Consider the following 24,434-nt stretch of genomic DNA (forward strand, 5'->3'; position numbering starts at 1 on the left):
CCACCGAATCGCGTCCTCAGGTCGGTGGAGAACGCGTCAAATCGGGGCGGGTACGGGCGGGTCAGTCGGCGTCGTACGCCGCGAGGATCGCGTCGGCCGCCGCAGGAGCCGCGATCGTGCCGTCGAGCAGACCCCGCCGGACCTCCTCGAGCACACCGGCGACGCCGGGCGACCGCCGCAGACGCCGGTCGAGGTCGTCACGCACCAGCGCCCAGGTGAACTCGAGCTGCTGCTGCGCCCGTTTGTCGTGCAGGCCCTGCGCACCGAGGAACTCGCGGTGCCGCAGCAGCCGCAACCAGACCGTGTCGATCTCCCGCTCCTGGAGCGCCGAGCAGGTCAGCACCGGCGGCACCCAGCCCTTCGAGCCGGCGTGCACGAGCCGGATCGCGCCGGCGAGGTCCTTCGCGGCGGAGCGGGCCTCGGGCTCGCGGTCGCCGTCGGCCTTGTTCACGGCGATCACGTCGGCGATCTCGAGGATGCCCTTCTTGATCCCCTGGAGCTGGTCACCGGTCCGCGCCAGCGTCAGGAACAGGAAGGAGTCGACCATCCCGGCGACCGTGACCTCGGACTGCCCGACGCCCACGGTCTCGACGAGGACCACGTCGAACCCGGCCGCCTCGAGCACGAGGATCGCCTGCGTGGTCGCCCGGGCGACGCCGCCGAGCGTCCCCGCAGTCGGCGACGGCCGGATGTACGCGTCGCGGTCCGCCGCGAGCTGCGGCATCCGGGTCTTGTCGCCGAGCACGGACCCGCCCGTACGGATGCTCGACGGGTCGACCGCGAGCACGCCCACGCGCTTGCCCTGACCGGTCAGGTAGGTCCCGAGCGCCTCGATGAAGGTCGACTTGCCCACCCCGGGCACACCCGAGATCCCGACCCGTACGGAGCCGCCCGCGTGCGGGGTCAGCTCCTCGAGCAGCGCGCGGGCCTGCTCGCGGTGGTCGTCACGGCGCGACTCGACCAGCGTGATCGCCCGCGCGAGTGCGGCCCGCTCGCCGGCGAGGACACGCGCGGCCAGGTCAGGACCCGGCGACGCCGACGCACCCGTACCCGCCGCCATCAGTGCAGGCCCGCCATCAGTGCTTCAGCGTGGTGCGCAGCTTGTCGAGCAGGTCCAGCGCGGACTCGGCGATCACGGTGCCCGGCAGGAAGACCGCCGCGGCGCCCATCCGCTCGAGCTCGGCGACGTCGTCGGGCGGGATCACGCCGCCGACGACGACCATGATGTCCGGGCGCCCCTGCTCGGCCAGCGCCTCGCGCAGCGACGGGACCAGCGTGAGGTGGCCCGCCGCGAGCGAGGAGACCCCGACGATGTGCACGTCGGCGTCGACCGCCTGCTGCGCGACCTCGTCGGGCGTGGAGAACAGCGGGCCCACGTCGACGTCGAAGCCCATGTCGGCGAACGCGGACACGATCACCTTCTGGCCGCGGTCGTGCCCGTCCTGGCCCATCTTGGCGACCAGGATCCGCGGACGACGGCCCTCGGCCTCCTCGAACGCCTCGGTCGCCTCGACGACGCGCTGCACGTTCTCGGCCTTGCCCGCCTCGGATCGGTACACACCCGAGATCGTACGGATCACGGCCTTGTGGCGCCCGTACACCTGCTCCAGCGCGTCGGAGATCTCCCCCACCGTCGCCTTCGCCCGGGCCGCGTCGACCGCGAGCGCGAGCAGGTTGCCGTCGAGGGTGCCGTCGCGCGACGCGCCGCGGCCGGCGGACTCGGTCAGCGCCTCGAGGCTGCGCCGTACGGCCTCGGGATCGCGCTCGGCACGGAGCCGCTCGAGCTTCGCGACCTGCGCGGAGTAGACCGCGCGGTTGTCGACCTTGAGCACCTCGAACGGCTCGTCGGCGTCGACCGGGTAGGTGTTCACGCCGATCACCGACTGCTGGCCCGAGTCGATCCGCGCCTGCGTGCGGGCCGCGGCCTCCTCGACGCGCATCTTCGGGATGCCGGCCTCGATCGCCTTCGCCATCCCGCCGGCGGCCTCGACCTCCTCGATGTGCGCCCAGGCTCGGGCGGCGAGGTCGCGGGTCAGCTTCTCGACGTAGTACGAGCCGCCCCACGGGTCGATCGTCGCGGTGGTGCCGGACTCCTGCTGGAGCAGCAGCTGGGTGTTGCGGGCGATCCGCGCGGAGAAGTCGGTCGGCAGCGCGATCGCCTCGTCGAGGGCATTCGTGTGCAGCGACTGGGTGTGGCCCTGGGTCGCGGCCATCGCCTCGATCGCGGTGCGCTGCACGTTGTTGAACACGTCCTGCGCGGTCAACGACCAGCCCGACGTCTGCGAGTGGGTCCGCAGCGACGACGACTTCGGGTTCTTCGGGTCGAACTGCCCGACGAGCCGCGACCACAGCGCGCGGGCGGCGCGCATCTTCGCGACCTCCATGAAGAAGTTCATCCCGATCGCCCAGAAGAACGACAGCCGCGGCGCGAACGCATCGATGTCCAGCCCGACGTCGAGCCCGGCGCGGATGTACTCGACGCCGTCGGCCAGCGTGTACGCGAGCTCGAGGTCGTTCGTCGCCCCGGCCTCCTGGATGTGGTAGCCGGAGATCGAGATCGAGTTGAACTTCGGCATCCGCTGCGCGGTGTAGGCGAAGATGTCGGAGATGATCCGCATCGACGGCGCCGGCGGGTAGATGTAGGTGTTGCGGACCATGAACTCCTTGAGGATGTCGTTCTGGATGGTCCCCGCGAGCTGTTCCGGCTTCACCCCCTGCTCCTCGGCCGCGACGATGTAGAGCGCGAGCACCGGCAGCACCGCGCCGTTCATCGTCATCGAGACGCTCATCTTGTCCAGCGGGATGCCGTCGAAGAGCGTGCGCGCGTCGTAGATCGAGTCGATCGCGACCCCGGCCATGCCCACGTCGCCGACGACGCGCGGGTTGTCGGAGTCGTAGCCGCGGTGCGTCGCCAGGTCGAACGCGACCGACAGCCCCTTCTGCCCCGCGGCGAGGTTGCGTCGGTAGAACGCGTTCGACTCCTCCGCGGTCGAGAACCCCGCGTACTGCCGGATCGTCCACGGCTGCGTCGTGTACATCGTCGGGTACGGACCGCGCAGGAACGGCGCGAGTCCCGGGTAGGTGTCGAGCGCGTCCGCCCCGGCGAGGTCGGCGGCGGTGTAGAGCGGCGCGACCTCGATGCCCTCGGGCGCGAGCCACGGCTCGGCACCGTCGGTGCGGCGGGCGTACGCGTCGGGGTCCGGGCGGTACGGCTGGTCGGGGTCGAGCGGCAACCCGGCGAAGGACTCGGGGATGCTCATGCGTTCGCTCCGTTCGTCGGGCCGGCCAGGTGTGCGCGGGTCTCGTGCAGGAAGGCCAGCGCGTCGACGCCCATGGCGGCGGTCGCGTCGACCTCCAGGCCCGCCACGGGCTTGCCGGCCAGGATCACCCAGCGGGCGCCGGCCGCACGCAGACCCATGATCAGGTCCGCGCCCCACTCGGCGTACGCGGCGTCGGTGCCGGCGAGGCACACGACCGGCGACCCGTCGTAGGAGTCGAGCACGTCGACGGTGCTGCTCGTCGGGCCGGCGGCGACGGTGTCGATCCCGCCGGCGGCGAGGAGGTTCGCGACGAACGTGACGCGGGCCGTGTGCTGCGCGATCGTCCCCATGGTCGCGAGGAAGACCGGCGTCGCGGCCGGCTCGTCGCGCAGCGACTCGAAGGCCGCCCCCCAACGCTGGACGGGCTCGGCGCCCTCGGGCCGCGGCTGGCGCTCGGGGAGCACCTCGCGGAGGTTCGGGAACTCCGACAGACCGGTCAGCGGGCGCTTGCGCCGGGCGATCTGCTGCTCGCGCTCGCGGGCGACCGCCAGGTGCCGCCCGGCGAGCGAGCCGTCGGCGATCGCGTCCAGCACCCCGCCCGCCTCCTCGATCCGCCCGAGCTCCTCCCACCCGGCGCGGGCGAGGTCGTCGGTGAGCTGCTCGGTGGCGTACGCCCCGCCGGCCGGGTCGGTGACCTTGCCGACGTGGGACTCCTCGATCAGCAGCGAGGAGGTGTTGCGGGCGATCCGGCGGCTGAACGCGTCCGGCAGCCCGAGCGGCTGGTCGAACGGCAGCACCGTGACCGAGGAGGCGCCACCGACGCCGGCCGCGAAGGTCGCGACGGTGGTCCGCAGCATGTTGACCCACGGGTCGAACTTGCTCAGCATCACCCGCGACGTGACCGCGTGCTGGGCCTGCCCGCGGGACGGCTCCGAGCCGCCGGACAGCTCGGCGAGGCGGTTCCAGGTACGGCGGGCCGCGCGGAGCTTGGCGATCGTGGGGAACTGCTCGTCGGTCGCGGCGAAGCGGAAGCTGATCGCGGCCAGCGCATCGTCGACCCCGAACCCGGCGTCGACGAGGATCCGCAGGTACGCAGCACCGGCCGCCAGCGCGTACCCGATCTCCTGCGCGTCGGACGCGCCGGCGTCGTGCACGGCGGTGGCGTCGACGACGATCGCCCCGATCCCCCGCTCCGCGGCCTTGCGGCTCCCCTCGACGACGACGGTCGGCAGGTCGAGCCCGGACTCGTACCCGCGGGCGAGAGCACCGATCGGGTCGAGCCCCAGGCTGGTCCCGGGGGCCGGGGTCACGTCGCGCTCGTCGAGGTAGCGGCAGAACGCGTCGGCGGCACCGAGGCTGTCCGCCCGCGCCTCGATCACGACCGGGGCGAGGTCGACGAAGACCCGGTCGAGCACCGTCGCCAGGTCACCGACCGCGACGGCGTCGGGCCCGAGGCGCAGCCACACCGAGGTGGCGCCGTTCTCGAGGTCGTCGAGGATCGCCTCGGCCGTCTTCGCGGCATCGGGGTCGGCGTGCTGGACGCGGACGTCCCAGCGTCCGTCGCGGACCGCGTCGGTGCCCCGGACGTACGGCGCCTGACCCGGCAGGCCGGTCTCGGCGAGGTCCGCGACGGCCTCGGGGGTGCCGAGCGGGCTGAGCCCGATGCCGTCGAGGGTGCGGGTCGTGAGCTTGTCCCAGACCTGGTCGTCCGGGTCGTCGTCGGTGAGCCGGCGGGACTTGCGGAGGACGGCGGCCGCGGCGGACTCCCAGGCGTCACGGGAGTACGACGCGTCGCCGCGCAGCGACAGGTCGGTCATGAGGCGCATCGTACGGATGAACGATGTGTAACAGCCACCCGGTGTGATCTACCCGACACGCGGCCCCCACCGACCACGATTCGTCGAGTTCCGGTCGGAATGGGCGGTGCGATTCTCGCCGTAACTCGACGAATCGTGGTCGGAGCGGGCGGTGCCGCGGGTGCATTCGGCGCGCATGACCGAGCAGGTGCTGGGAACGTGGATGAGCCGGAGCAGGGGTGGTCGCCATGACGGAGGACGAGCCGCAGTCCCGGATCGTGCGCGTGATCGAGCGGGTCAAGGCGCACCCGGTGCGGGTTGTGATCGTCGCGGTGGTGGGGACGATCGGGTTCGTCTGGCTCGCGGTCGACCTCGGCGCGCGGACGTACGACGCGATCGACGGGTGGCTCCATCCGCACTCCGAGCAGTACGCGGAGCTCGCGCAGCTCGACCTGGACAGCCGGCTGTCCTACCTCGAGGGCGAGATGGGCACCGCGAAGCAGGTCGTCGACCTGTGCGCGGACCAGGTCGTGGACTGTCCGCGCGGGGCGCCGCCGCTGCTGATGTACGTGCACGAGAGCGACGACCTGGTGGTCCGGAGCGTCTTCGAGAAGGACAGCCTGGAGCTGTACGCGGTGACGCGGGTGTCCGACCGGCTCGCCCCGCCGATGCGCTGGCTCGACTGGGACCTGGGGGATCTCGGCGACGTCACCTTCGCCGAGGCGACGGAGGCCCCCGGAGTCGAGCCGACGTCGGCCTGGGTGTGGATGGGGCCGCGCGGGAGCGCGTACGCCGAGGTCGTCACCGCGGGCGCCGCCGGGCGGTACCGCGGCCTGCTGCTCGGCTGGGCGCGCGACGGGTACGGCGGCCCGGACGCGGCCTTCGACGTCGAGTCCGCGAACGAGCTCCAGACGCAGAGCCTCGCCGGCGAGCCGTACGACACGAGGACCCTGGCCGCGTTCCGCGCCGGGACCACGCCGAACACCTGGGGCGAGTTCCGCGACGACGGCGGGACCGTCGGCGGGCTGGCGCACGACGCCGAGCAGGTCATGCTGCTGCTCAGCGTCGGCGCCGGCGCGTGACCCCCACGCGGCCACGATGCGGGCGATCTGGGGAACAACGCCCAGGTGATTCCTTCCCCAGATCGCCCAGATCGCGGTCGGGACGGGAAGGGCGTCGCCTCAGATCGTGCGCTTCACCTTCCAGATGCCGACCCAGAGGCCGACCGCGCAGGTCAGGACGGCCGCGAGCATCCCCTGCGCCACGTCGAGGTCCCACAGCGTCCCGGTGAAGAGCGTCCGCTCCGCGTCCACGATGTACGTCAGGGGGTTGAACTTCGCGACGGCCTGCATCCAGCCCGGCCCGGCCTCCAGCGGCAGCATCATCCCGGCGAGCAGCAGCAGCGGGAAGATCAGTGACTGCTGCACGCCCCAGAACACCCACTCGCGGTTCTTCGACGCGAGGCCCAGGGCGTACGAGAGGGATCCGAGTCCGATCCCGAAGACCCCGAGGATCACGAGCCCGACGAGGACCTGGGCCGGGTAGAACGCCAGCCCGAACGGGATCGCGACCACGGTGATCAGCAGCGCCTGCACGACCAGCGGCGCGAACTCCTTCAGCGCGCGGCCGACCAGGATCGACGACCGGCTGAGCGGGGTCGCGAGGATCCGTTCGTACGCCCCGGTCATCAGCTCGTACAGCAGGTTGCCGCCGACCATGCCCGTGCCGAAGATCGCGATCATCACGAGCACGCCCGGGAGGAACCACTGGAGTGCCGACGCGCCGCCGATGTCCGCGCCGCCGAGCATCCCCTCGAGCAGCGGACCGAACAGCCCCAGGAACACCAGCGGCTGCAGCAGCGAGAAGATCAGCGTGAACGGGTCGCGCACCACGACGAGGATCTCGCGGGTGAACACGGCGGCGGTGTCGTGGACCCAGCCGGCGACGGCGCTGCGCTGCGGCAGCGGCGATGCGATGCCGGCGTCGTCGAGGGTCTCGGTGGTGGTGGTCATGCGGCCTCCTCGCGCAGGCTCCGGCCGGTCAGGTTGAGGAACACGTCGTCCAGGCTGGCCTGGCGGACGTCGGCGGACTCGACGGCGAGACCGGCCGCCTCGAGTGCGCGCAGGGTCGGCGGTACGAGGTCCGGGCCGTGGTTCGTGGCCAGGACCAGCCGTACCGCGCCGTCGTCCTCGAGGTGGTCCTCGGCGCGGTTGACGCCGAGCGGGAGGACGGACCGCGCCCGCTCCGCGACGCGTGCGGCGCTGTCGTCCGCTCTGTCGCCGGCGCGCAGACGCAGCGTGACGAGGTCGTCGGCGTGGTCGCGCTTGAGCGCGGCCGGCGTCGCGTCGGCGATCACCTCGCCGTGGTCGATCAGCACGATCCGCTCGGCCATCGAGTCGGCCTCGTCGAGGTAGTGCGTGGTCAGCAGCATCGTCATGCCGTTGGCCTCGCGCAGACGCAGGATGTGGTCCCAGAGGTTGGCCCGCGCGTGCGGGTCGAGCCCCGTGGTGGGCTCGTCGAGGAACAGCAGGCCAGGGTGGTTCATCAGGCCCATCGCGACGTCGAGCCGGCGGCGCTGGCCGCCGGACAGCGAGAGCACGGTGCGCTTCTCCAGACCGCCGAGCTCGAGCGCCTCGAGCAGCTCGGCCGCGCGAGTCCGGGCCACGTCCGTCGGCACGGAGTAGAACCGGCCCTGGTTGCGCATCTCGTCGCCGACGCGGTACGAGTAGCCGCCTGCGTTGCCCTGTCCGATGTACCCGATCCGCGCCCGCACCTCGGCGGGGCTGCGCACCACGTCGTACCCCGCGACCGTCGCACTGCCCGCGGTCGGCCGCAGCAGCGACGTGAGCATCCGCAGCGTGGTCGACTTGCCGGCGCCGTTCGGCCCCAGGAACGCGACCAGCTCCCCGTCGGCGACGTCGATATCGACGCCCTTGACCGCCTCGACGGTCTCCTTCTTGCGTGTGAACGTCTTGGTGAGGCCGCGAGCCTCGACCATCTTTCTCGTACGGCGTACTGGATCTGGCATGCGAGCAACGGTACGCTGTACGGAAAAGCATCGCAAGCGAATTCCGAGGAGGCCTGCGGTGGACCCCGACGCAGCCGCCACCCCCGACGGTCGAGGCGCGAGCGCAGCCCCTCCCCCCGACGGTGGAGGCGCGAGCGCAACGAGCGATCGAGACCCCGCCCCCGCCCACCGCTTCGTCCCGCTCTGGGAGTCGCCGGAGCCGTCCCGGCGCGGACGACCGGCCCGTGTCACCCGTGGCGAGATCGTCGACGCGGCCGTCGCGATCGCCGACGCCGACGGTCTGGACGCGGTCTCGATGCGCTCGGTCGCTCGTGCCCTCGACGTCGGCACGATGACGCTCTACTCCCACGTGCCCGGTCGGGTCGAGCTGGTGGACGCGATGGTCGACCGTGCGTACGCCGACTTCACCCTGCCCGACCCCGACCTGGCCTGGCGCCCGGCGCTGGAGCAGTACGCCCGCAGCTCATGGACGATGCTGCGCTCGCACCCCTGGCTGCTCGACCTCAACAGCTGGCGCTACCCGCTCGCTCCGCACGTGTTCGACGCCGAGGAGGCGGGATACCGCATCCTGATCGACACCGGCCTCTCACCCACCCAGGTCGTCGAGACGATCGCCGTCATCAACAGCACGGTGGTCGGGTTCGCGCGATCGGCTGCCGCCGAGGACGCCGACCAGCGCGCGGACGGGACGGACTACCAGGCGTACTGGGAGGGCACGACCGCCTTCTGGGAGCACACCTTCGACCCGAGCCGCTACCCGTCGATCACCCGGCTGTGGACGACGGGCGTCTTCGAGTCGGCGGCCACTCCGTTCGAGCTGCGGATCGGCAGTCTGCTGGACACCGTGGCGCTGCTGATCGAGCGGGCGCAGGCCGAAGGCGGAACGGACATCCCGGCCTTCGACGTCTGCATGGAACGTCTGGAGGGCGACGGCGAAGCCCCGAGCTAGGTGCGAGGACGTCGACGCTCGGGAAGGACGTCGCGTACCGCCCGACGTCTCGCGTCAGCAGCCGAGTCCCGCAACGGCGGCGTGCGCCCGTACGGAAGAATGGACGCGTGCAGATCCCCGCAGACATCCTTCCCGTCGACGGACGCTTCGGATCCGGCCCCTCGAAGGTCCCGGCCGCTGCGATGGAGGCGCTCGCCGCATCCGGCCCGCACGTGATCGGCACGTCCCACCGCCAGTCGCCGGTGCGCAACCTCGTCGGGTCGGTACGGGAGGGGCTGCGGTCCCTCTTCACGCTGCCCGACGAGTACGAGGTGGTGCTGGGAGTCGGCGGGTCGACCGCGTTCTTCGACGCGGCGACGTTCGGGCTGATCCGCGAGCGCAGCCAGCACCTGGCGTTCGGCGAGTTCGGGACGAAGTTCGCGACGGCCGCGCAGCGCGCTCCGTTCCTCGGCGACCCGACGGTCGTCCGCAGCGAGCCCGGCACGCACCCGGACCCGTACGCCGAGGACGGGATCGACGTCTACGCATGGCCGCACAACGAGACGTCGACCGGCGTCAGCGCCCCGGTCCGTCGCGTCGACGGCGCCGACCCGGACGCGCTCCACGTGATCGACGGCACCTCGGCCGCCGGCGCCCTGCCGGTCGACGTGACGCAGTGCGACGTCTACTACTTCGCCCCGCAGAAGGCGCTCGCGTCCGATGCCGGGGTCTGGTTCGCGCTGATGTCGCCGGCCGCGTTGGCGCGCGTCGAGGAGATCGCCGCGTCCGGCCGCTGGGTTCCGGCGTTCCTGGACCTCGGCGCCGCCGTCCAGAACTCGGCGAAGGACCAGACCCTCAACACGCCGCCGCTCGCGTCGCTGTTCTGGACCGACCAGCAGATCCGCTGGATCCTCGACAACGGCGGGCTGTCCTGGTCGGTGTCGCGGTGCGAGGACTCGGCGTCACGGCTGTACGGGTGGGCGGAGCAGTCCTCGTACGCGACGCCGTTCGTCACCGATCCCGGCAAGCAGTCGACCAGCGTGGTGACGATCGACCTCGAAGGTGTGGACGCCGGCCGGCTCAGCCGCGAGCTGCGGGCGGCCGGCATCGTCGACGTCGACGGCTACCGCGGCCTGAACCGCAACCAGCTGCGGATCGCGACGTACCCTGCCGTCGACCCCGAGGACTGCACCCGCCTGACGCAGTGCATCGACTGGGTGGTCGAGCGTCTCACCGACTGAGGATCGTCCCCGATGGTCGAGGCGCGAGACTTCGTCGGTCGAGCGGGTCGGACCTCAGTCGTCGAGGTCGAACACGCCGCCGACCGGCGCGAGCATGCCGGCGCGCTGGTCCTCGGGCAGGACCACCCGACGGATCAGCGATGGCAGGCCCTCGGCGCCGATCAGCACGGACGTCCCGTCGGGCTCGACCGCGAGCGACTCGCCCTGCTGCACCTCGGGAAGCGTGGCCGACCACTCGTCGGTCCACGTCCCGGCGTCGAGGACGTGGATCCCGAGGTAGGTCCGCAGGACGATCGCCGAGCCGTCCGGCAGGAAGTCGCCGCCGGTGACCATCGCCGGGACCTCGGCACCCTCGATCGGGTCGGCGACGTTGACGCGGTCGGCATCGAGGTCGGCCGGCAGCCGGTAGAGCTGGCCGCCGAGCATCGACTTCGACGCGATCAGCAGTCCGCCGGTCACCGGGTCGGACAACAGAGCCTCGGCGTCGGTGTTGCCGTCGTCGTAGCGCACCCGGAACCGCTTCGCCTCCACGGTGCCGCCCTTGCGCAGCGGCTCGTCGAGGGCATAGAGCGCGACGTCGCTCCGAACCAGGTCGTTGTCCCCGATGTCCGCCACCCACAGCGTCCCGTCGGGGTCGATCGTGAGCGCCTCGGTGTCGACGAAGTCGCCGCCGGTCAGATTGGTCCGCGCGACCACGTCGCCGGTGGAGAGCCGGACGGTGAAGACCGCGGGATCGTTGCCGGAGTCGTTGATCGTGTACGCGAGGCGCGGGTCGGCCTGGCTGACCACGAGGCCGCTCGACTCGGGCACGCGCGCATCGGTGATCGCGCTGACGCGCTCCGGGACGGCGATCTCGTCATCGGCCGCACGAGCCTGGTTCGCGACGGCGACGACCACGACGACGGCGAGCAGGCACACAAGCAGGCCCGGGATGATCGCACGTCGGTGTCGCGGGTTCATCGCGTCGAGGTCACTCCTGCTGATCAGCCGACGTCGGTGCGTCGGACCGTGCAACCGGCGAGGCGGTCCCTCGCGCGGAGTCGTTCCCCCGGCCTCCGAGGATAGCGGTGGCCCTCCGGACGGAGCAACGGCCCTGCACTAGCCGGCGCGTCGATCTTCCGCCCCCGTGCACGGAACCGCCTCGTACGGCCGCGGCGTGTCGGCGGATCGCGGCTCCGCAGAAGGGCGACTCCGAGCTCGCGACTCAGGGCAGGAGCGCCCAGTACTGCTTTCGAGCGGCCATGGCGTGGATGATCATCTCATCGCCGCTCTCGAAGAGGAGAACAACCGTCTCGAGCAGGCGCGCTTGGGTGTCGAAACCAAGTCGCAGCTCCCGATGCGGCCAGTCATCGTCTTCGAGTGGTTCGATCCAAGGGCCCAGTCGGCTGCTTGGACAGCATCCTCCGGCAGCACCCCGTGCCTGAGTGCGCTGGCGTGGACCTTCACGCGGCGAGGCCGGCCAGCGCCCTGCGGATCGCTTCCGACCGCGAGATGTGGTCGCGTTCGGCGACCGCGTCGAGCGCAGCGAGCTCTTCGGCGGTGAGTCGTACCGCGACAACCTGCATCGGTTCGGCGCCACGACCGGGCCGACCCCGTCCGCGACGCTTCATCTCATCGACGTCGTAGCCAGTCTCGGCCTCGTCCGCCCACTGCTCGATCTGCTCCTCGCTGACCATACGAAAATCGTATGACGAAAACCCAGACGACGGAAGAGGCCCTGCGTTAGCCGGCGCGTCGATCTTCCGTCGCCGCGCACCCCACGGGCTCGTACGACGACGGTGTGTCGCCGGATCGCGGCTGGTCCCCGTCGTACGGGCGCTCCCCCTCGTACGTCGGGAGCTCCGCCTCCGCGACGCCCGCGTCGACCCGCGCGGCCTCGTCGGCCGCCGACAGCGCACCGGCCGTGCCGACCAGCGCACGCGGTGTCCGCGGGACGACGAGGAGGCGGGGGCGGGGACGTACGTCGAGGCGGACGTGGAGGTCACCGCGGACGAGGTACGTGATCGTGGCTGCCGCGATCCCGCCGAGGGTCACGAGACCGCCCAGGATCAGGGTCCACCGCGCCCCGAACGTCTCGCCGATCCACCCGATCACCGGCGCCCCGAGCGGCGTACCCCCCATGAACACCATCAGGTAGAGCGCTGCCACCCGCCCGCGCATCGACGGGTCGACGGTGAGCTGGATGTAGGCGTTGGCGGAGGTGATCATCGTGAGCGCGGCCAGGCCGAGGAACGGCAGGACGAGCGCGAACGCGAGGTACGTCGGCATCAGGCCGGCGGTGATCTCGACCCCGGCGAACGCGAGCCCGGCCCCGACGACGAGCCGCCGCGTCGGGCGTTCGCGGCGCGCGGCGACCAACGCTCCGGCGAGGGACCCGATCGCCATGATCGACCCCAGCACGCCGTACCCCTGGGCGCCCTTGTCGAACACCTCGGTCGCCATCAGCGCCGACGTCATCTGGAAGTTCATCCCGAACGTGCCGACGAAGAACACCGTCACCAGGATCAGCATGACGTCGGGCCGCGAGCGTACGTACCGCAGTCCGTCGACGATGCCGCCGCGGCCGCGGTCGGCACGTGGAGCGGGGAAGAGCTCGCGGACGCGCAGCGCCAGCAGCGACGCCAGCACCGCGAAGTAGCTGAGCGCGTTGAGCAGGATCACCCAGCCGGTCGCGGCGACACCCGAGCCGAGGGCCGCGATCAGCACGCCGGCCAGAGCGGGGCCGATCATCCGGCCGGAGTTGAACGAGGCGCTGTTGAGGCCGACCGCGTTCGCGAGGTCGTCCTTGCCGACCATCTCGACGACGAACGACTGCCGCGCCGGCGCGTCGAACGCGGTCCCGACGCCGAACAGGAACGCCAGCACGTACACGTGCCAGACCTCGACGGTCCCGGTGATCGCGAGCACGCCGAGCAACGCGGCCGGCGCCGCCATCATCATCTGGGTCACCATCATGACGCGACGCTTGCCGAACCGGTCCGCGACCAGGCCCGCGATCGGCGAGAACAGCAGCGCGGGCAGCAGCTGGAGCCCGGTCGTGATGCCGAGCGCGGTACCGCTGCCGGTGAGCGACAGCACGAGCCAGTCCTGCGCGACGCGCTGGAGCCACGTGCCGACGTTCGACACGATCGCCCCGCTGGCGTACACGCGGTAGTTGCGGACGGCGAGCGAGCGGAACATCGGGCTCACTCGCTCACCAGCCTCTCCATCAGGGCCGCGGCCGTACGGAGCGTCTCGCGCTCCTCGGCGCTCAGCTGCTCGAGGCGGTCGGCGAGCCACTGGTTGCGGCGCGCCCGCTCGGTGTCCAGGACCTTGCGGCCGAGGGCAGACAGCGACACCACGATCTGGCGCCCGTCGGTCGGGTGCGGCGCACGCTCGACGAGGCCGTCCTCGACGAGGCAGTTCACGGTGCGGGTCATCGACGGCGGCCGTACGTGCTCACGCGCCGCGATCGCGCCCGGCGTCATCGGGCCCTGCGTGCTCAGCGTGCCGAGGACCGCCATCTGCGTCGGCGTGAGCTCGGAGTCGCGCTCCTGACGGAGCCGGCGGTGGAGCCGGGCGACGGCGACGGCGAGCTGCTGGGCGGAAGTGTTCGGCACGATATTTAGCCTAGGTCATGAGTTTGGCTAAACAAATCGGAGCGGGGGTGATGTCGAGCACGGGGTGGAGGCGCTGCGCGATCGGTGGCGCGTGACGGATGGACAGCGGTCGTATCCGTCACAGCGCACCGCCGGGGCGGGACCGGTGCCGTGTGGTTGACACCACAGCGAGGCGGCGGATACCTTCCTTTCCGCAACCCGAATCAGGTTTCAGGTTTGCACCCATTCTGGAGGAGAGGGACGGATCATGAGGCACACCAGGAGCACCCTGGGCCTGGCCGCGGCGGCGATCGTCGTCGCCGGGCTGGCCGGGTGCGCGCCATCGGACAGCGCTGCGTCCGACGAGGGCAGCGACAGCATCGAGATCGGCATCATCACGTCGAAGTCGGGCCCGCTCGCGGCCTACGGCGAGGCGTACCTCGCCGGCCTGCACGCCGGCATCGACTATGCCACCGACGGCAGCGGCGAGGTCGACGGGACCGCGATCGAGCTCCGTGAGGGCGACGACGGCGCCGACGTCGACAAGGCCGTGCAGCTCGCGAAGGAGTACATCGGCGACGGCGTCGACATCCTCGCCGGCACCGTCTCCTCGGGCGTCGCGCTCGCGCTCGCCGAGCAGGCGGAGCAGAACGAGGTCCTCTACATCTCCGGCCCGGCCGCGGCCGACGCCGTCACCGGGATCAACGACTACACATTCCGCTCGGGCCGCCAGAGCTACCAGGACGTCGCCACCGCCGCGACCTTCCTGGACGACGTCGCCGGCAAGCAGATCACCGTGCTCGCGCAGGACAACGCGTTCGGCCAGGGCAACGTCGCCGCGGTCCAGGCCGTGCTCGGCGCCGACGGCATGGGCGGGAACGTCACCCCGGTGCTGGTCGCCGAGGACGTCACCGAGTTCACGTCGTTCGCCCGCCAGGTGCTGAACACCGAGCCCGACCTCGTCTTCGTGGCGTGGGCCGGCGAGACGTCCGGCAGCATGTGGCAGGCGCTGACCCAGCAGGGCGTGTTCGACGCCGCCCCGGTCGTGACCGGCCTCGGCGACATCTCGACGTACGGGGCGTACGGCGCCGCGTCGGACAAGATCGGCTTCCTCAGCCACTACTTCGGCACCGCGCCCGACAACGACGTGAACGCCGCGATGGTCGAGGCGCTCGAGGCCGACGGGCACGAGCCGGACCTGTTCTCGCCGGACGGCTTCGTCGCCGGCCAGATGCTGGTGCACGCGATCTCCGAGGGTGACGACGTCGACTCCATGATCGATGCGCTCGAGGGCTGGACGTTCGACGGGCCGAAGGGCAGCACCACGGTGCGGGCCAGCGACCACGCGCTGATCCAGGACATGTACCAGGCCAAGCTCGCCGCCGACGGCTCGTCCTTCGCGCCCGAGCTGATCGAGGTCGTGCCGGCCGACGAGGTCGCGCCGCCCGAGGCCGGCTGAGGCCGGCAGAGGACCGAGGAGGACCTGTGACCCACCCATCCCCCGCGCTCGCGCTGCACGGGATCGGGCTGCGCATCGGCGCCGCGACCATCCTGGACGGGGTCGACCTCACCGTCGACACCGGCTCGATGGTCGGCATCATCGGCCCGAACGGCGCCGGCAAGACGACGCTGTTCAACGTCGTCTCCGGCCTGGCGCGCCCGACCACCGGCTCCGTCGAGCTCGACGGACGCGACATCACCGGACTGTCGGTGCAGCGTCGAGCGCGGGCCGGGCTGGGCCGCACCTTCCAGACCTCCACGGTCTTCGCCGGGCTCAGCGCCCTGGAGAACGTACGGATGGCGGCGCAGGTCCCCCGCGGGCACAGCCTGTCGCTGCTGCGGTTCCCGGGTCCGGGTGACCCCGCGACCACCGTGGCGTACGAGCGGCTCGACGAGGTCGGACTCGCCGAGCGGGCCCACGTCCGCGCCGGCGACCTCTCGCACGGTGACAAGCGCAAGCTCGAGATCGCCGTGCTGCTGGCCGTCGAGCCCAGCGTCGTGCTCCTCGACGAGCCGATGGCCGGCGTCGGGTCGGGCGACGTCGCCGGGCTGGTCGACGTGATCCGGCGGATGCACCGCGACCGCGGCTGCACCGTCGTCATGGTCGAGCACCACCTCGACGTCCTGCTCGGCCTGGTCGACAAGGTCGCGGTCCTGCACTTCGGCTCCGTGATCGCCTACGACTCCCCCGTCAACGTGATGGAGAACCCCACCGTGCAGCAGGCCTACCTCGGAGCGAGCGCATGAGCGCCCACAGCGTGCCGGGCACCACCGCCGCACCGAGCACCGGGCACGCACCGGGAGACGACCCCGTCCTCGTCGTCGAGCAGCTGAGCGCGTCGATCGCCGGCCAGCAGGTCGTCGAGGACGTCAGCCTGTCGGTCGCGGCCCACGGCGTCACCGCCGTCCTCGGCCGCAACGGCGTCGGCAAGACCAGCACGCTGCGCGCCCTGCTCGGGCTGATCGACCGTACGGGACGGGTCACCCTCGCCGGGCAGCGGATCGACCGGCTCCCCACGCACAAGATCGTCCAGCGCGGCGTCGGCTACGTGCCCGAGGACCGCGAGGTCTTCGCCGGACTCACCGTCGCGGAGAACCTCCGTCTCGCCGAGCGCGACGAGCACCCCCGTCGTGAGCTGGTCGAGCGGCTGTTCCCCGACCTGACCGCCCGCCGCGACCAGCGTGCAGGGACGTTGTCGGGGGGCCAGCAGCAGATGGTGTCGCTGGCCCGTGCGCTGCTCAACGACAACACCGTGCTGCTGATCGACGAGCCGACCAAGGGCCTCGCGCCGAAGGTCGTCGACGAGGTCGCCGTCGCGCTGGAGGAGGCCGCGCGGGACGTGCCGATCCTGCTGGTCGAACAGAACCTCGAGGTGGTGCGGCGCCTCGCCCGCACCGCCGTCGTGATCGAAGGAGGGACCGTGGTCCACACCGGCTCCGCGCAGGCGCTGCTCGACGACGAGGAGCTCACCCAGCGCCTGCTCGGCGTCCACGTCGAGGCCGCGGAGGTGGCGCCGTGAGCACGCTGATCCTGCTGCTCGTCACCGGGCTCGGCCTCGGGGCGCTCTACTTCCTGGTCGCGTCCGGGCTGTCGCTGATCTACGGCCTGATGCACGTCCTCAACTTCGCGCACGGCAGCTTCCTGACCCTCGGCGCGTTCCTCGGCTGGATGACCGCGCAGCGGCTCGGTGCCGAGAGCTGGGGCGGGTTCGCGCTGTCGCTCGTCGTCGGCGCCGCCGTCGGCGCTGCGATCGCCGTCGCCACCGAGCTGCTCCTGATCCGCCCGCTCTACGAACGCCACATCGAGCAGGTGCTCGTGACGGTCGGCCTGTCGCTCGCGACGGTCGCGCTGTTCGAGGGCATCTGGGGCTCCGACGCCCGGTTCATCACCGGGCCGCCGTGGCTCGACGAGACCACCTCGCTCTTCGGGGCCCGCATCCCCAACGACCGTTTCCTCGTGATCGGCTTCGCCGTCGTCGTGCTCGCCGCGATCGTGCTGTTCCTCAAGCACACCCGCTACGGCACGATCATCCGCGCGGGCGTCGAGAACCGCGCGATGGTCACCGCCCTGGGGATCGACGTCCGCCGCTCGTTCACCCTCGTGTTCAGCATCGGCGGTGCGGCCGCCGGGCTCGGCGGCGTGCTCGCCGCGCACTACTTCGGGTACGTGTCGCCGAGCCTCGGGGGCTCGCTGCTGATCTTCGCGTTCATCGTGACCGTGATCGGTGGGCTCGGCTCGCTGCCCGGCGCCGCGATCGCGTCGGTGCTCGTCGCCGAGCTGCAGCAGCTCGCGAACTACTACCTCGGCGGTACGGGGGACTTCGTGGTCGTGGTCGCGCTGGCCGCTGTGCTGCTGGTCCGACCCACCGGACTGATGGGAGCCCGGGCATGAGCCTATTGAACCGCACCAAGCCCCTGTTGGTCGCCGTCGTCGCGATCGCCGTGATGGCGGTCCTGCCGCTGCTCAACCTGAGCATCCCCGGCGTGCTCCCCACCCCGACGTACCAGCCGGGCGCGCTGAGCCTGCTCGCGCTCTGCATGGTCTTCGCCGCGTTCGCGCTGTCGTACAACCTGCTGCTCGGCACCGCGGGCCTGCTGTCGTTCGGACACGCGCTCGCGTTCGGCGCCGGCGCGTACGGGCTCGGGATCGTCCTCGAGCGGACCGGTCTGCCGCTGTGGGCCGCGCTGGTCGTGAGCCTCGTCGCCGCGCTCGTGCTGGCGCAGGTCACCGGCGCGATCAGCCTGCGGGTCGACGGGATCCCCTTCGCGATGGTCACGCTCGCCTTCGCGCAGGCCGGATCGGTGCTGGTCCGGCGCAACCCCGGTGACAGCACCGGCGGCGACGAGGGCCTGCGCCTGGACTCCGACCAGGTGCCGGGCTGGATGGTCGGTGTCGACAACACACGCAACCTCTACTGGCTGGCGCTGCTCGTCCTCGTCGTCGTGTACGGCGTGGTGCTCTGGATCGACCGCTCCCGCGTCGGGCACGTCGCCGCGGCGGCGCGCGAGAACGAGCTGCGGGTCCGGGTCCTCGGACTCACCCCGTACGCCGCGCGGCTCGTCGTGTTCACCACCGCCGGTGTGCTCGCCGCGCTCGCCGGTGCGCTCTACCTGCTGCTCCAGAGCGGCGCCGTCCCGCACGTCGTGTCCGCGGACCTCACGATCACGGTGCTGGTGATGGTGGTCCTGGGCGGAGTCGGGGCACGATGGGGTGTGATCGTCGGAGCCGTGCTCTACACGCTGCTCAACCAGCGCCTCGCGATCGTCGCCCACTCCGACGCCGTCGAGTCGCTGCCGGACGTGCTGCGCGTGCCCCTGTCGGAGCCGATGTTCATCCTCGGGACGTTGTTCATCCTGGTGGTGATGTTCGCCCCCGGCGGCATCGCCGGCGCGGCCGGTGCGCTGACCCGGCAGCGACGGTCGGGACCGGACGCCGCCGCCGCGTCCGCGGCCGGGGCCGCCCGGCGCGAAGCCCGCGCGCACCTCGAGGACGCCGACTCCGAGACGCCGGCCGAGGTCCGCCGATGAGTCCGACGCACACCGAGCTCGACGTCGACGCGACCGGGGCGCACACGATCGGCCGCTGGCTGGCCGATCGCGCGGCCCGTACGCCCGACGCGACCGCGATCGACTACCTCGGCGTGACCGCGAGCTACACGGAGCTCGACCGGCGCTCGCGTGACCTCGCCGCGGCGCTGCTGCGGTCGGGCTACCGCGCCGGCGACCGGGTGGCGACGGTGACGGGCAACTCCCCCGACCACGTCGTCGCGTTCTTCGCCTGTGCCCATGCCGGGCTCGCGCTGGTCCCGATGTCGTGGCGGTCCTCGCCCCGCGAGCTCGAGCAGCTGCTCACGACCGCGCAGCCGTCGCTGGTGCTGTACGAGGACGAGTACTCGGCGCTGGCGCACGACGCCGTACGCCGGCTCGGGACCTCCGTGCCGACCGCGATGCTCGGGCCGACCGGGGTGGAGACCGACGTCCCCACCCCTGCCGGCGCGGCGACCACCCCGGGGACCAGGCCTCCCTCGGACACCGACCCGCTGCTGGTGATCTTCACCTCCGGCAGCACCGGCTCGGCCAAGGGTGTCGTCCTGAGCCACGAGGCGTGCTTCTGGAACAACCTCGCGCTCGGCCAGGCCGTCGAGCTGACGTCGAGCGACGTGGTGCTGGTGACGCTTCCGCAGTTCCACGTCGCCGCCTGGAACATCCAGCCGCTGCTCGCCTGGCGCGCCGGCGCCCGGGTGGTGCTGGAGCGGTCCTTCCAGCCCGGCCGGGTGCTCCGGCTGATCGCCGAGCGCCGCGTGACGATGCTGATGGGTGTCCCCACCCAGTACCGGATGCTCGCGGACGACCCGGCCTTCGCGACCACCGACCTGTCCGGCCTGCGGGTCGCGATGGTCGGCGGCTCGCCGATGCCGACCGACCTGTGGCAGCGCTGGGCCGACCGCGGCGTCGCGATCACCCAGGGCTACGGCCTGACCGAGGCCGGCCCGAACGTGCTCGTGCTCCACCCCGGCGACGCCCCGGCGCACCCGGGCGCCGTCGGGCGCCCGTACCCGTACGTCGAGGTCGCCCTGCGCGACCCGGCCACCGGCGCCCACCTGTCCGGCGCCGCGACCGGCGAGCTGTGCGTGCGCGGGCCGAGCACCTTCACCGAGTACCTCCACGCGCCCGCGCCCACCGCCGCCGCGTTCGACGCCGGATGGCTGCGCACCGGCGACCTGGCCGAGCGGGACGCCGACGGGTTCTACCGGATCGTGGACCGGCTCAAGGACGTCTACATCAGCGGCGGCGAGAACATCGCGCCCGCCGAGATCGAGCAGGCGATCGTCGAGCATCCGCTGGTCGCCGAGGTCGCGGTCGTCGGTGTCCCCGACGACGTCTGGGGCGAGGTGGGCGCCGCGTTCGTCGTGCCGCGCTCGGGCGCCGCACTGTCGCCCGACGAGATCCGCACGTACCTGCGCGGTGCGCTCGCGGCGTTCAAGATCCCGAAGTACGTGCACGTCCACGACGCGCTCCCACGGACGGCCCTGGGCAAGGTCGTACGCCCGCGGTTGCGCGACCTGGCCCACGGCAGTGCAGCCGACGCACGACCCGCCGACCCACGAGCAGAGGACGACGCCGATGAGCGCAGCTGAAGACTTCGGCCTGGAGGACGTCGAGCCGGCGTCGTCGGCGGCCGGCAAGCCGCTGACCAAGCGTGGTGCCGCCACGCGGACCAAGCTGCTGGAGGCAGCCGAGCACGTCTTCGCCGACCTCGGCTACCACGAGGCGTCGATCGTGAAGATCACGGAGCGCGCCGGGATCGGGCTCGGCACCTTCTATCTGTACTTCGACAGCAAGCAGGCGATCTTCGAGGCGCTGGTCGTCGACCTGAACCGCCGCGTACGGCACTCCATGGCGGAGGCGATGGAGGGCGCCCCGAACCGGATCGAGGCGGAGCGGGCCGGGTTCGCCGGGTTCTTCCGTTTCACCGCGCAGCACCCCGCGCTGTACCGGGTGGTGCGCGAGGCGGAGTTCGTCTCGCCCGAGATGCTGCGGCTTCACTACACCCGGATCGTCGAGGGCTACCGCGCCGGCCTGGAGAAGGCGCGCGCGGCCGGCGAGGTCCGCGACGTCGACCCGGAGGTCACCGCCTGGGCGCTGATGGGGCTCGGCGAGCTGCTCGGGATGCGCTACATCCTGTGGGAGCGCGACGCCGACGGCAACCGGCCCGAGGCCATGCCCGCCGCGGTCTTCGAGCAGATGATCCAGTTCATCAACCACGGCCTCGCGCCGCGGGAGGAGCAGTGATGAGCCAGCACACCGACGCCCCCGGCGGCGACGCCCTGCGCGGCCGGCGCGCGCTGGTCACCGGCGGGGCGAGCGGCATCGGGCTCGCCTGCGTCCACGCGCTCGCCGAGCGGGGTGCGCACGTGGTCGTCGCCGACGTCGACGGCGACGCGGCGAAGCGTACGGCCGAGTCCGTCGGCGGCGAGGACTGGGTCGTGGACCTGTCGGACACCACCGCGCTCGACGACCTCACCCTCGACGTGGACGTCCTGGTGAACAACGCCGGCCTCCAGCGGGTCAGCCCGATCACCGAGCTCGCGCCCGACGACTTCCGGCTGATCCAGCGGGTGATGGTGGAGGCGCCGTTCCTGCTGGCCCGCGCGGCGCTGCCCGGGATGTACGAGCGCGGCTGGGGCCGGGTGATCAACGTCTCGAGCGTCCACGGCCTGCGCGCCAGCGCGTACAAGTCCGCCTACGTCACCGCGAAGCACGCCCTCGAGGGGCTCTCGAAGGTCGTCGCCCTGGAGGGCGGCGAGCACGGCGTGACGAGCAACTGCGTCAACCCCGCGTACGTCCGCACGCCGCTGGTGGAGAAGCAGATCGCGGACCAGGCGCGTGTGCACGGGATCGACGAGGACGAGGTGGTCGCGAAGATCATGCTGACCGAGACCGCGGTGAAGCGCCTCGTGGAGCCGGAGGAGGTCGCGGCGCTGGTGTGCTGGCTCGCGTCCGACGAGGCCGGGATGGTCACCGGCGCCGCGTACACCATGGACGGCGGGTGGACCGCGCGATGACCGGCACCTACCGTACGCACCTGGTCGGTGTCGACGGCGGCGCGCTGCACGTCGGCGAGTGGGGCGCCGAGCTGCCGGTGGACGCGCCGACCGCGCTGCTCGTGCACGGCGTCACGGCCTCGCACCGCTCCTGGACGTGGCTCGCCGGGCAGCTGCCCGGCGTCCGGCTGATCGCCCCCGACCTCCGCGGGCGCGGTCGCAGCAACAGCGTCCGCGGACCCGCCGGGATGGCGGCCCACGCCGACGACCTCGCGCGGGTCCTCGAGGCGTTCGGAGTCGATCGTACGGTCGTGGTCGGGCACTCGATGGGCGCCTTCGTGACCGCTGTGCTGGGCCACCGGCATCCCGACCGGGTCGCGCGCCAGGTCTTCCTCGACGGCGGGTTCCCACTCGACGTGCCGGAGGGGCTCGACGCCGACCAGGTGATCGCGACGGTGCTCGGGCCGACGGCGGAGCGGCTCGCGATGACCTTCGCGAGCACCGAGGACTACCTCGCGTTCTGGCGGCGCCACCCGGCTTTCGCCTCGGACTGGGACGCGGCGCTGGAGGACTACTTCCGCTACGACCTGGTCGGCGAGGCGGGCGCGCTGCGTCCGTCGACGACCTATGCGACCACGGCGGAGGACACGATCGACCTGCACCGCGGGAACGCCCTGGTCGACGCGCTCGCGGCCCTGCGGCTGCCGACGCTGCTCGTCACGGCCGGGCGCGGGCTGCTGGACGAGGCGCCCGGGCTGTACGCGCCGGAGCGGACCGCCGCCCTGCTCGCGGGGCGCGACGGCGTCCGCCACGAGCACCTCGCGGAGCTCAACCACTACACGCTGGTGATGTCGGTTCCGGGCGCGGTCGCGATCGCGGGGCGGATCGAACGCGAGCTCGCCGCCGTCCCCGCCTGAGCGGTGCCGCACACTCCGCTGGTCGAGGCGCCGACGAGGAACGAGGAGGCGATCGGGACCCTGCAGGCCCCGACCGGGTCTCGATCGCTCGCTCCGCTCGCGCCTCGACCAGCGGATCAGGATGTGCCGGACCTCAGCTGAGCCAGTCGGTGATCGGGTCGATCGCGAAGTACACCGCGAACAGCGCCGCCACGACCCACATCAACGGGTGGACCTGCGCGGACTTGCCCCGCACGACCTTGATCACCACGTACGCGAGGAACCCGGCGCCGATGCCGACGCTGATCGAGTAGGTGAACGGCATCAGCGCGATCGTGAGGAACGCCGGGATCGCGAGCTCGATGTCGTTCCACGGGATGTCGGTCACCTGCTGCATCATCAGGAATCCGACGAGCACGAGCGCGGGCACGGCCGCCTCGTTCGGGATGTGACCGACGACCGGCGAGAAGATCGTCGCCAGCAGGAAGAGCAGTCCGGTCACGACGCTCGCGAGCCCGGTACGGGCGCCGTCGCCGACCCCCGAGGCGGACTCGACGTACGCCGTGTTGCTGGAGACGCTCGCGGCGCCGCCGGCGATCGCGCCGATCGAGTCGACGACGAGGATCCGCTGTGCGCCCTCGGGCGTCCCGTCGTCGTCGTTGAGCCCGGCCTCCGAACCGATCGCCGTCATCGTGCCCATCGTGTCGAAGAAGTCGGCGAGCAGCAGCGTGAAGATCAGCAGCACCGCGGTGACGAACCCGACCTCGCTGAACGAGCCGAGCAGGTTGAAGTCGCCCAGCAGCGAGAAGTCCGGCCAGTCGACCCAGGAGGTCGGCCACGAGGGGACGTTGAGGTTCCAGCCGGTCGAGGCCGGGTCGCCGTTCGACGGACCCGCGTCCGCGAACGTCTCCACCAGGACCGCGATCGCCGTGGTCGCGAGGATCCCGATCAGGATCGCGCCGCGCACGCCCCGGGCGTACAGCGCGACCATGATCAGCAGCCCGACGCAGAACACCAGCACCGGCCAGCCCGAGAGCGTGCCGCCGATGCCGAGCCCGACCGGCGGGGACGCGTTGCCGGTCGTCCTGACCACGCCCGCGTTGACGAGACCGACGAACGCGATGAACAGGCCGATGCCGACCGAGATCGCGGTCTTCATCGGCAGCGGGACGGCGTCGAAGACGGCCTTGCGGAACCCGGTGAGGACGAGGATCAGGATGATCACGCCTTCGATCACCACCAGGCCCATCGCATCCGCCCAGGTCATCTGGCTCGCGATCGAGTAGGCGACGAAGGCGTTCAGACCGAGTCCGGTCGCGATCGCGAGCGGGAAGTTCGCGTACAGGCCCATGAGGATGCTCATCACCCCGGCCACCAGAGCCGTCGCTGCCGCCACCAGCGCGAAGGCCTCGCCCTGAGTCCCGCCGCCGAGGTAGTTGCCGTCGACGTCCGGAACCCCGGCGATGATGATCGGGTTGAGCACGATGATGTACGCCATCGTGAAGAAGGTGACGACACCGCCTCGCACCTCGCGCGCGGGAGTCGATCCGCGCTGGCTGATCTTGAAGAAGCGGTCCAGCGTGCTGGTCGCCGTCTGGGTGGCCATGTGGCTCCTGTCGAAGCGGTGAAACGGGACGATTCCCCCGCCCGGTACTGTAAAGG

General features: G+C 71.8%; 22 protein-coding genes. 12 read left to right on the plus strand and 10 right to left on the minus strand.

Annotation, left to right across the window (positions count from 1 at the left end; translation table 11 throughout):
* Positions 1 to 61 precede the first annotated feature (61 nt).
* The 3 genes from meaB to CLV56_RS05785 are packed head-to-tail and all read right to left on the minus strand — an operon-like array spanning position 62 to position 5,077.
* Positions 62 to 1,060: a methylmalonyl Co-A mutase-associated GTPase MeaB gene (gene meaB, locus CLV56_RS05775; protein ID WP_100414523.1), complete on the minus strand. Its 999-nt coding sequence runs from the start codon at positions 1,058 to 1,060 to the stop codon at positions 62 to 64.
* A 16-nt stretch (positions 1,061 to 1,076) separates the two neighbouring features.
* Complete coding sequence (scpA, locus tag CLV56_RS05780) at positions 1,077 to 3,260, minus strand: methylmalonyl-CoA mutase (RefSeq protein ID WP_039343027.1); 2,184 nt, start codon at positions 3,258 to 3,260, stop codon at positions 1,077 to 1,079.
* On the minus strand, positions 3,257 to 5,077 hold the full coding sequence (locus tag CLV56_RS05785) for a methylmalonyl-CoA mutase subunit beta (protein WP_039343030.1): 1,821 nt from the start codon (positions 5,075 to 5,077) through the stop codon (positions 3,257 to 3,259). Before CLV56_RS05785 ends, scpA begins: the two co-directional genes overlap by 4 nt.
* 227 nt (positions 5,078 to 5,304) lie before the next feature.
* On the opposite strand from CLV56_RS05785, the gene CLV56_RS05790 reads away from it, so the two are divergent.
* Positions 5,305 to 6,138 carry an ETEC_3214 domain-containing protein gene (locus tag CLV56_RS05790; protein WP_157805078.1) on the plus strand — a complete coding sequence of 278 codons (834 nt, stop codon included), beginning with the start codon at positions 5,305 to 5,307 and terminating at the stop codon, positions 6,136 to 6,138.
* A 99-nt stretch (positions 6,139 to 6,237) separates the two neighbouring features.
* On the opposite strand, the gene CLV56_RS05795 is transcribed toward CLV56_RS05790, so the two are convergent.
* Both CLV56_RS05795 and CLV56_RS05800 read right to left on the minus strand, forming a co-directional pair.
* A complete protein-coding gene (locus CLV56_RS05795) occupies positions 6,238 to 7,068 on the minus strand; it encodes an ABC transporter permease (RefSeq protein ID WP_100414524.1) in 831 nt (276 codons plus the stop codon).
* Positions 7,065 to 8,084 (minus strand): ATP-binding cassette domain-containing protein, encoded by a 1,020-nt coding sequence (locus tag CLV56_RS05800; protein WP_245857640.1) that lies wholly within the window; start codon positions 8,082 to 8,084, stop codon positions 7,065 to 7,067. The genes CLV56_RS05795 and CLV56_RS05800 overlap by 4 nt, the downstream gene beginning before the upstream one ends.
* Before the next feature lie 58 nt (positions 8,085 to 8,142).
* Here CLV56_RS05800 and CLV56_RS20965 point away from each other — a divergent pair, with 58 nt between their 5' ends.
* Both CLV56_RS20965 and serC read left to right on the plus strand, forming a co-directional pair.
* Complete coding sequence (locus CLV56_RS20965; RefSeq protein ID WP_211287987.1) at positions 8,143 to 9,033, plus strand: TetR/AcrR family transcriptional regulator; 891 nt, start codon at positions 8,143 to 8,145, stop codon at positions 9,031 to 9,033.
* A gap of 107 nt (positions 9,034 to 9,140) precedes the next feature.
* On the plus strand, positions 9,141 to 10,253 hold the full coding sequence (serC, locus tag CLV56_RS05810; RefSeq protein WP_039343040.1) for a phosphoserine transaminase: 1,113 nt from the start codon (positions 9,141 to 9,143) through the stop codon (positions 10,251 to 10,253).
* A gap of 54 nt (positions 10,254 to 10,307) precedes the next feature.
* On the opposite strand, the gene CLV56_RS05815 is transcribed toward serC, so the two are convergent.
* From CLV56_RS05815 to CLV56_RS05835, 4 genes are all read right to left on the minus strand, one after another.
* A complete protein-coding gene (locus tag CLV56_RS05815; RefSeq protein WP_100414526.1) occupies positions 10,308 to 11,213 on the minus strand; it encodes a hypothetical protein in 906 nt (301 codons plus the stop codon).
* Between the two features lie 482 nt (positions 11,214 to 11,695).
* Entirely contained in the window at positions 11,696 to 11,929 is a 234-nt protein-coding gene (locus tag CLV56_RS05825; protein ID WP_039343043.1) for a ribbon-helix-helix protein, CopG family, read from the minus strand.
* Between the two features lie 46 nt (positions 11,930 to 11,975).
* On the minus strand, positions 11,976 to 13,433 hold the full coding sequence (locus tag CLV56_RS05830; protein WP_245857863.1) for an MFS transporter: 1,458 nt from the start codon (positions 13,431 to 13,433) through the stop codon (positions 11,976 to 11,978).
* Between the two features lie 5 nt (positions 13,434 to 13,438).
* Entirely contained in the window at positions 13,439 to 13,852 is a 414-nt protein-coding gene (locus tag CLV56_RS05835; RefSeq protein ID WP_039343056.1) for a MarR family winged helix-turn-helix transcriptional regulator, read from the minus strand.
* Between the two features lie 247 nt (positions 13,853 to 14,099).
* On the opposite strand from CLV56_RS05835, the gene CLV56_RS05840 reads away from it, so the two are divergent.
* From CLV56_RS05840 to CLV56_RS05880, 9 genes are read left to right on the plus strand one after another with little or no spacing between them, the layout of a single operon-like run.
* Positions 14,100 to 15,290, plus strand: a complete 1,191-nt coding sequence (locus CLV56_RS05840; RefSeq protein ID WP_039343059.1) for a substrate-binding domain-containing protein — start codon at positions 14,100 to 14,102, stop codon at positions 15,288 to 15,290.
* Positions 15,291 to 15,316: 26 nt separating this feature from the next.
* Positions 15,317 to 16,078 (plus strand): ABC transporter ATP-binding protein, encoded by a 762-nt coding sequence (locus CLV56_RS05845; RefSeq protein ID WP_100414528.1) that lies wholly within the window; start codon positions 15,317 to 15,319, stop codon positions 16,076 to 16,078.
* A complete protein-coding gene (locus CLV56_RS05850) occupies positions 16,075 to 16,851 on the plus strand; it encodes an ABC transporter ATP-binding protein (RefSeq protein ID WP_100414529.1) in 777 nt (258 codons plus the stop codon). Before CLV56_RS05845 ends, CLV56_RS05850 begins: the two co-directional genes overlap by 4 nt.
* Entirely contained in the window at positions 16,848 to 17,723 is an 876-nt protein-coding gene (locus CLV56_RS05855; protein WP_039367974.1) for a branched-chain amino acid ABC transporter permease, read from the plus strand. The genes CLV56_RS05850 and CLV56_RS05855 overlap by 4 nt, the downstream gene beginning before the upstream one ends.
* A complete protein-coding gene (locus tag CLV56_RS05860; RefSeq protein WP_100414530.1) occupies positions 17,720 to 18,859 on the plus strand; it encodes a branched-chain amino acid ABC transporter permease in 1,140 nt (379 codons plus the stop codon). Before CLV56_RS05855 ends, CLV56_RS05860 begins: the two co-directional genes overlap by 4 nt.
* The gene (locus CLV56_RS05865; RefSeq protein WP_039367971.1) at positions 18,856 to 20,469 is read left to right on the plus strand and encodes a class I adenylate-forming enzyme family protein; all 1,614 of its coding nucleotides are present in this window, start codon (positions 18,856 to 18,858) and stop codon (positions 20,467 to 20,469) included. Before CLV56_RS05860 ends, CLV56_RS05865 begins: the two co-directional genes overlap by 4 nt.
* Positions 20,456 to 21,124, plus strand: a complete 669-nt coding sequence (locus CLV56_RS05870; RefSeq protein ID WP_100414531.1) for a TetR/AcrR family transcriptional regulator — start codon at positions 20,456 to 20,458, stop codon at positions 21,122 to 21,124. Before CLV56_RS05865 ends, CLV56_RS05870 begins: the two co-directional genes overlap by 14 nt.
* Positions 21,124 to 21,897 carry a 3-hydroxybutyrate dehydrogenase gene (locus CLV56_RS05875; protein ID WP_100414532.1) on the plus strand — a complete coding sequence of 258 codons (774 nt, stop codon included), beginning with the start codon at positions 21,124 to 21,126 and terminating at the stop codon, positions 21,895 to 21,897. The genes CLV56_RS05870 and CLV56_RS05875 overlap by 1 nt, the downstream gene beginning before the upstream one ends.
* Positions 21,894 to 22,793 (plus strand): alpha/beta hydrolase, encoded by a 900-nt coding sequence (locus CLV56_RS05880; RefSeq protein ID WP_039367991.1) that lies wholly within the window; start codon positions 21,894 to 21,896, stop codon positions 22,791 to 22,793. Before CLV56_RS05875 ends, CLV56_RS05880 begins: the two co-directional genes overlap by 4 nt.
* Before the next feature lie 133 nt (positions 22,794 to 22,926).
* Here CLV56_RS05880 and CLV56_RS05885 read toward each other — a convergent pair whose 3' ends face one another.
* Positions 22,927 to 24,378 (minus strand): NCS2 family permease, encoded by a 1,452-nt coding sequence (locus tag CLV56_RS05885; RefSeq protein ID WP_039367968.1) that lies wholly within the window; start codon positions 24,376 to 24,378, stop codon positions 22,927 to 22,929.
* Between the last annotated feature and the right edge of the window lie 56 nt (positions 24,379 to 24,434).

The sequence above is a fragment of the Mumia flava genome, from assembly GCF_002797495.1.
GTDB classification, from domain to species: domain Bacteria; phylum Actinomycetota; class Actinomycetes; order Propionibacteriales; family Nocardioidaceae; genus Mumia; species Mumia flava.

Excerpts from the sequence above, each read along its gene's own strand:
- CLV56_RS05785 (WP_039343030.1), bottom strand. The coding sequence starts at position 5,077 with ATGACCGACCTGTCGCTGCGCGGCGACGCGTCGTACTCCCGTGACGCC.
- CLV56_RS05875 (WP_100414532.1), top strand. The coding sequence starts at position 21,124 with ATGAGCCAGCACACCGACGCCCCCGGCGGCGACGCCCTGCGCGGCCGG.
- CLV56_RS05860 (WP_100414530.1), top strand. The coding sequence starts at position 17,720 with ATGAGCCTATTGAACCGCACCAAGCCCCTGTTGGTCGCCGTCGTCGCG.
- CLV56_RS05830 (WP_245857863.1), bottom strand. The coding sequence starts at position 13,433 with ATGTTCCGCTCGCTCGCCGTCCGCAACTACCGCGTGTACGCCAGCGGG.
- CLV56_RS05870 (WP_100414531.1), top strand. The coding sequence starts at position 20,456 with ATGAGCGCAGCTGAAGACTTCGGCCTGGAGGACGTCGAGCCGGCGTCG.
- scpA (WP_039343027.1), bottom strand. The coding sequence starts at position 3,260 with ATGAGCATCCCCGAGTCCTTCGCCGGGTTGCCGCTCGACCCCGACCAG.
- CLV56_RS05865 (WP_039367971.1), top strand. The coding sequence starts at position 18,856 with ATGAGTCCGACGCACACCGAGCTCGACGTCGACGCGACCGGGGCGCAC.
- CLV56_RS05790 (WP_157805078.1), top strand. The coding sequence starts at position 5,305 with ATGACGGAGGACGAGCCGCAGTCCCGGATCGTGCGCGTGATCGAGCGG.
- CLV56_RS05850 (WP_100414529.1), top strand. The coding sequence starts at position 16,075 with ATGAGCGCCCACAGCGTGCCGGGCACCACCGCCGCACCGAGCACCGGG.
- CLV56_RS05880 (WP_039367991.1), top strand. The coding sequence starts at position 21,894 with ATGACCGGCACCTACCGTACGCACCTGGTCGGTGTCGACGGCGGCGCG.
- meaB (WP_100414523.1), bottom strand. The coding sequence starts at position 1,060 with ATGGCGGCGGGTACGGGTGCGTCGGCGTCGCCGGGTCCTGACCTGGCC.
- CLV56_RS05800 (WP_245857640.1), bottom strand. The coding sequence starts at position 8,084 with ATGCCAGATCCAGTACGCCGTACGAGAAAGATGGTCGAGGCTCGCGGC.
- CLV56_RS05825 (WP_039343043.1), bottom strand. The coding sequence starts at position 11,929 with ATGGTCAGCGAGGAGCAGATCGAGCAGTGGGCGGACGAGGCCGAGACT.
- CLV56_RS05795 (WP_100414524.1), bottom strand. The coding sequence starts at position 7,068 with ATGACCACCACCACCGAGACCCTCGACGACGCCGGCATCGCATCGCCG.
- CLV56_RS05840 (WP_039343059.1), top strand. The coding sequence starts at position 14,100 with ATGAGGCACACCAGGAGCACCCTGGGCCTGGCCGCGGCGGCGATCGTC.
- CLV56_RS05885 (WP_039367968.1), bottom strand. The coding sequence starts at position 24,378 with ATGGCCACCCAGACGGCGACCAGCACGCTGGACCGCTTCTTCAAGATC.
- CLV56_RS05815 (WP_100414526.1), bottom strand. The coding sequence starts at position 11,213 with ATGAACCCGCGACACCGACGTGCGATCATCCCGGGCCTGCTTGTGTGC.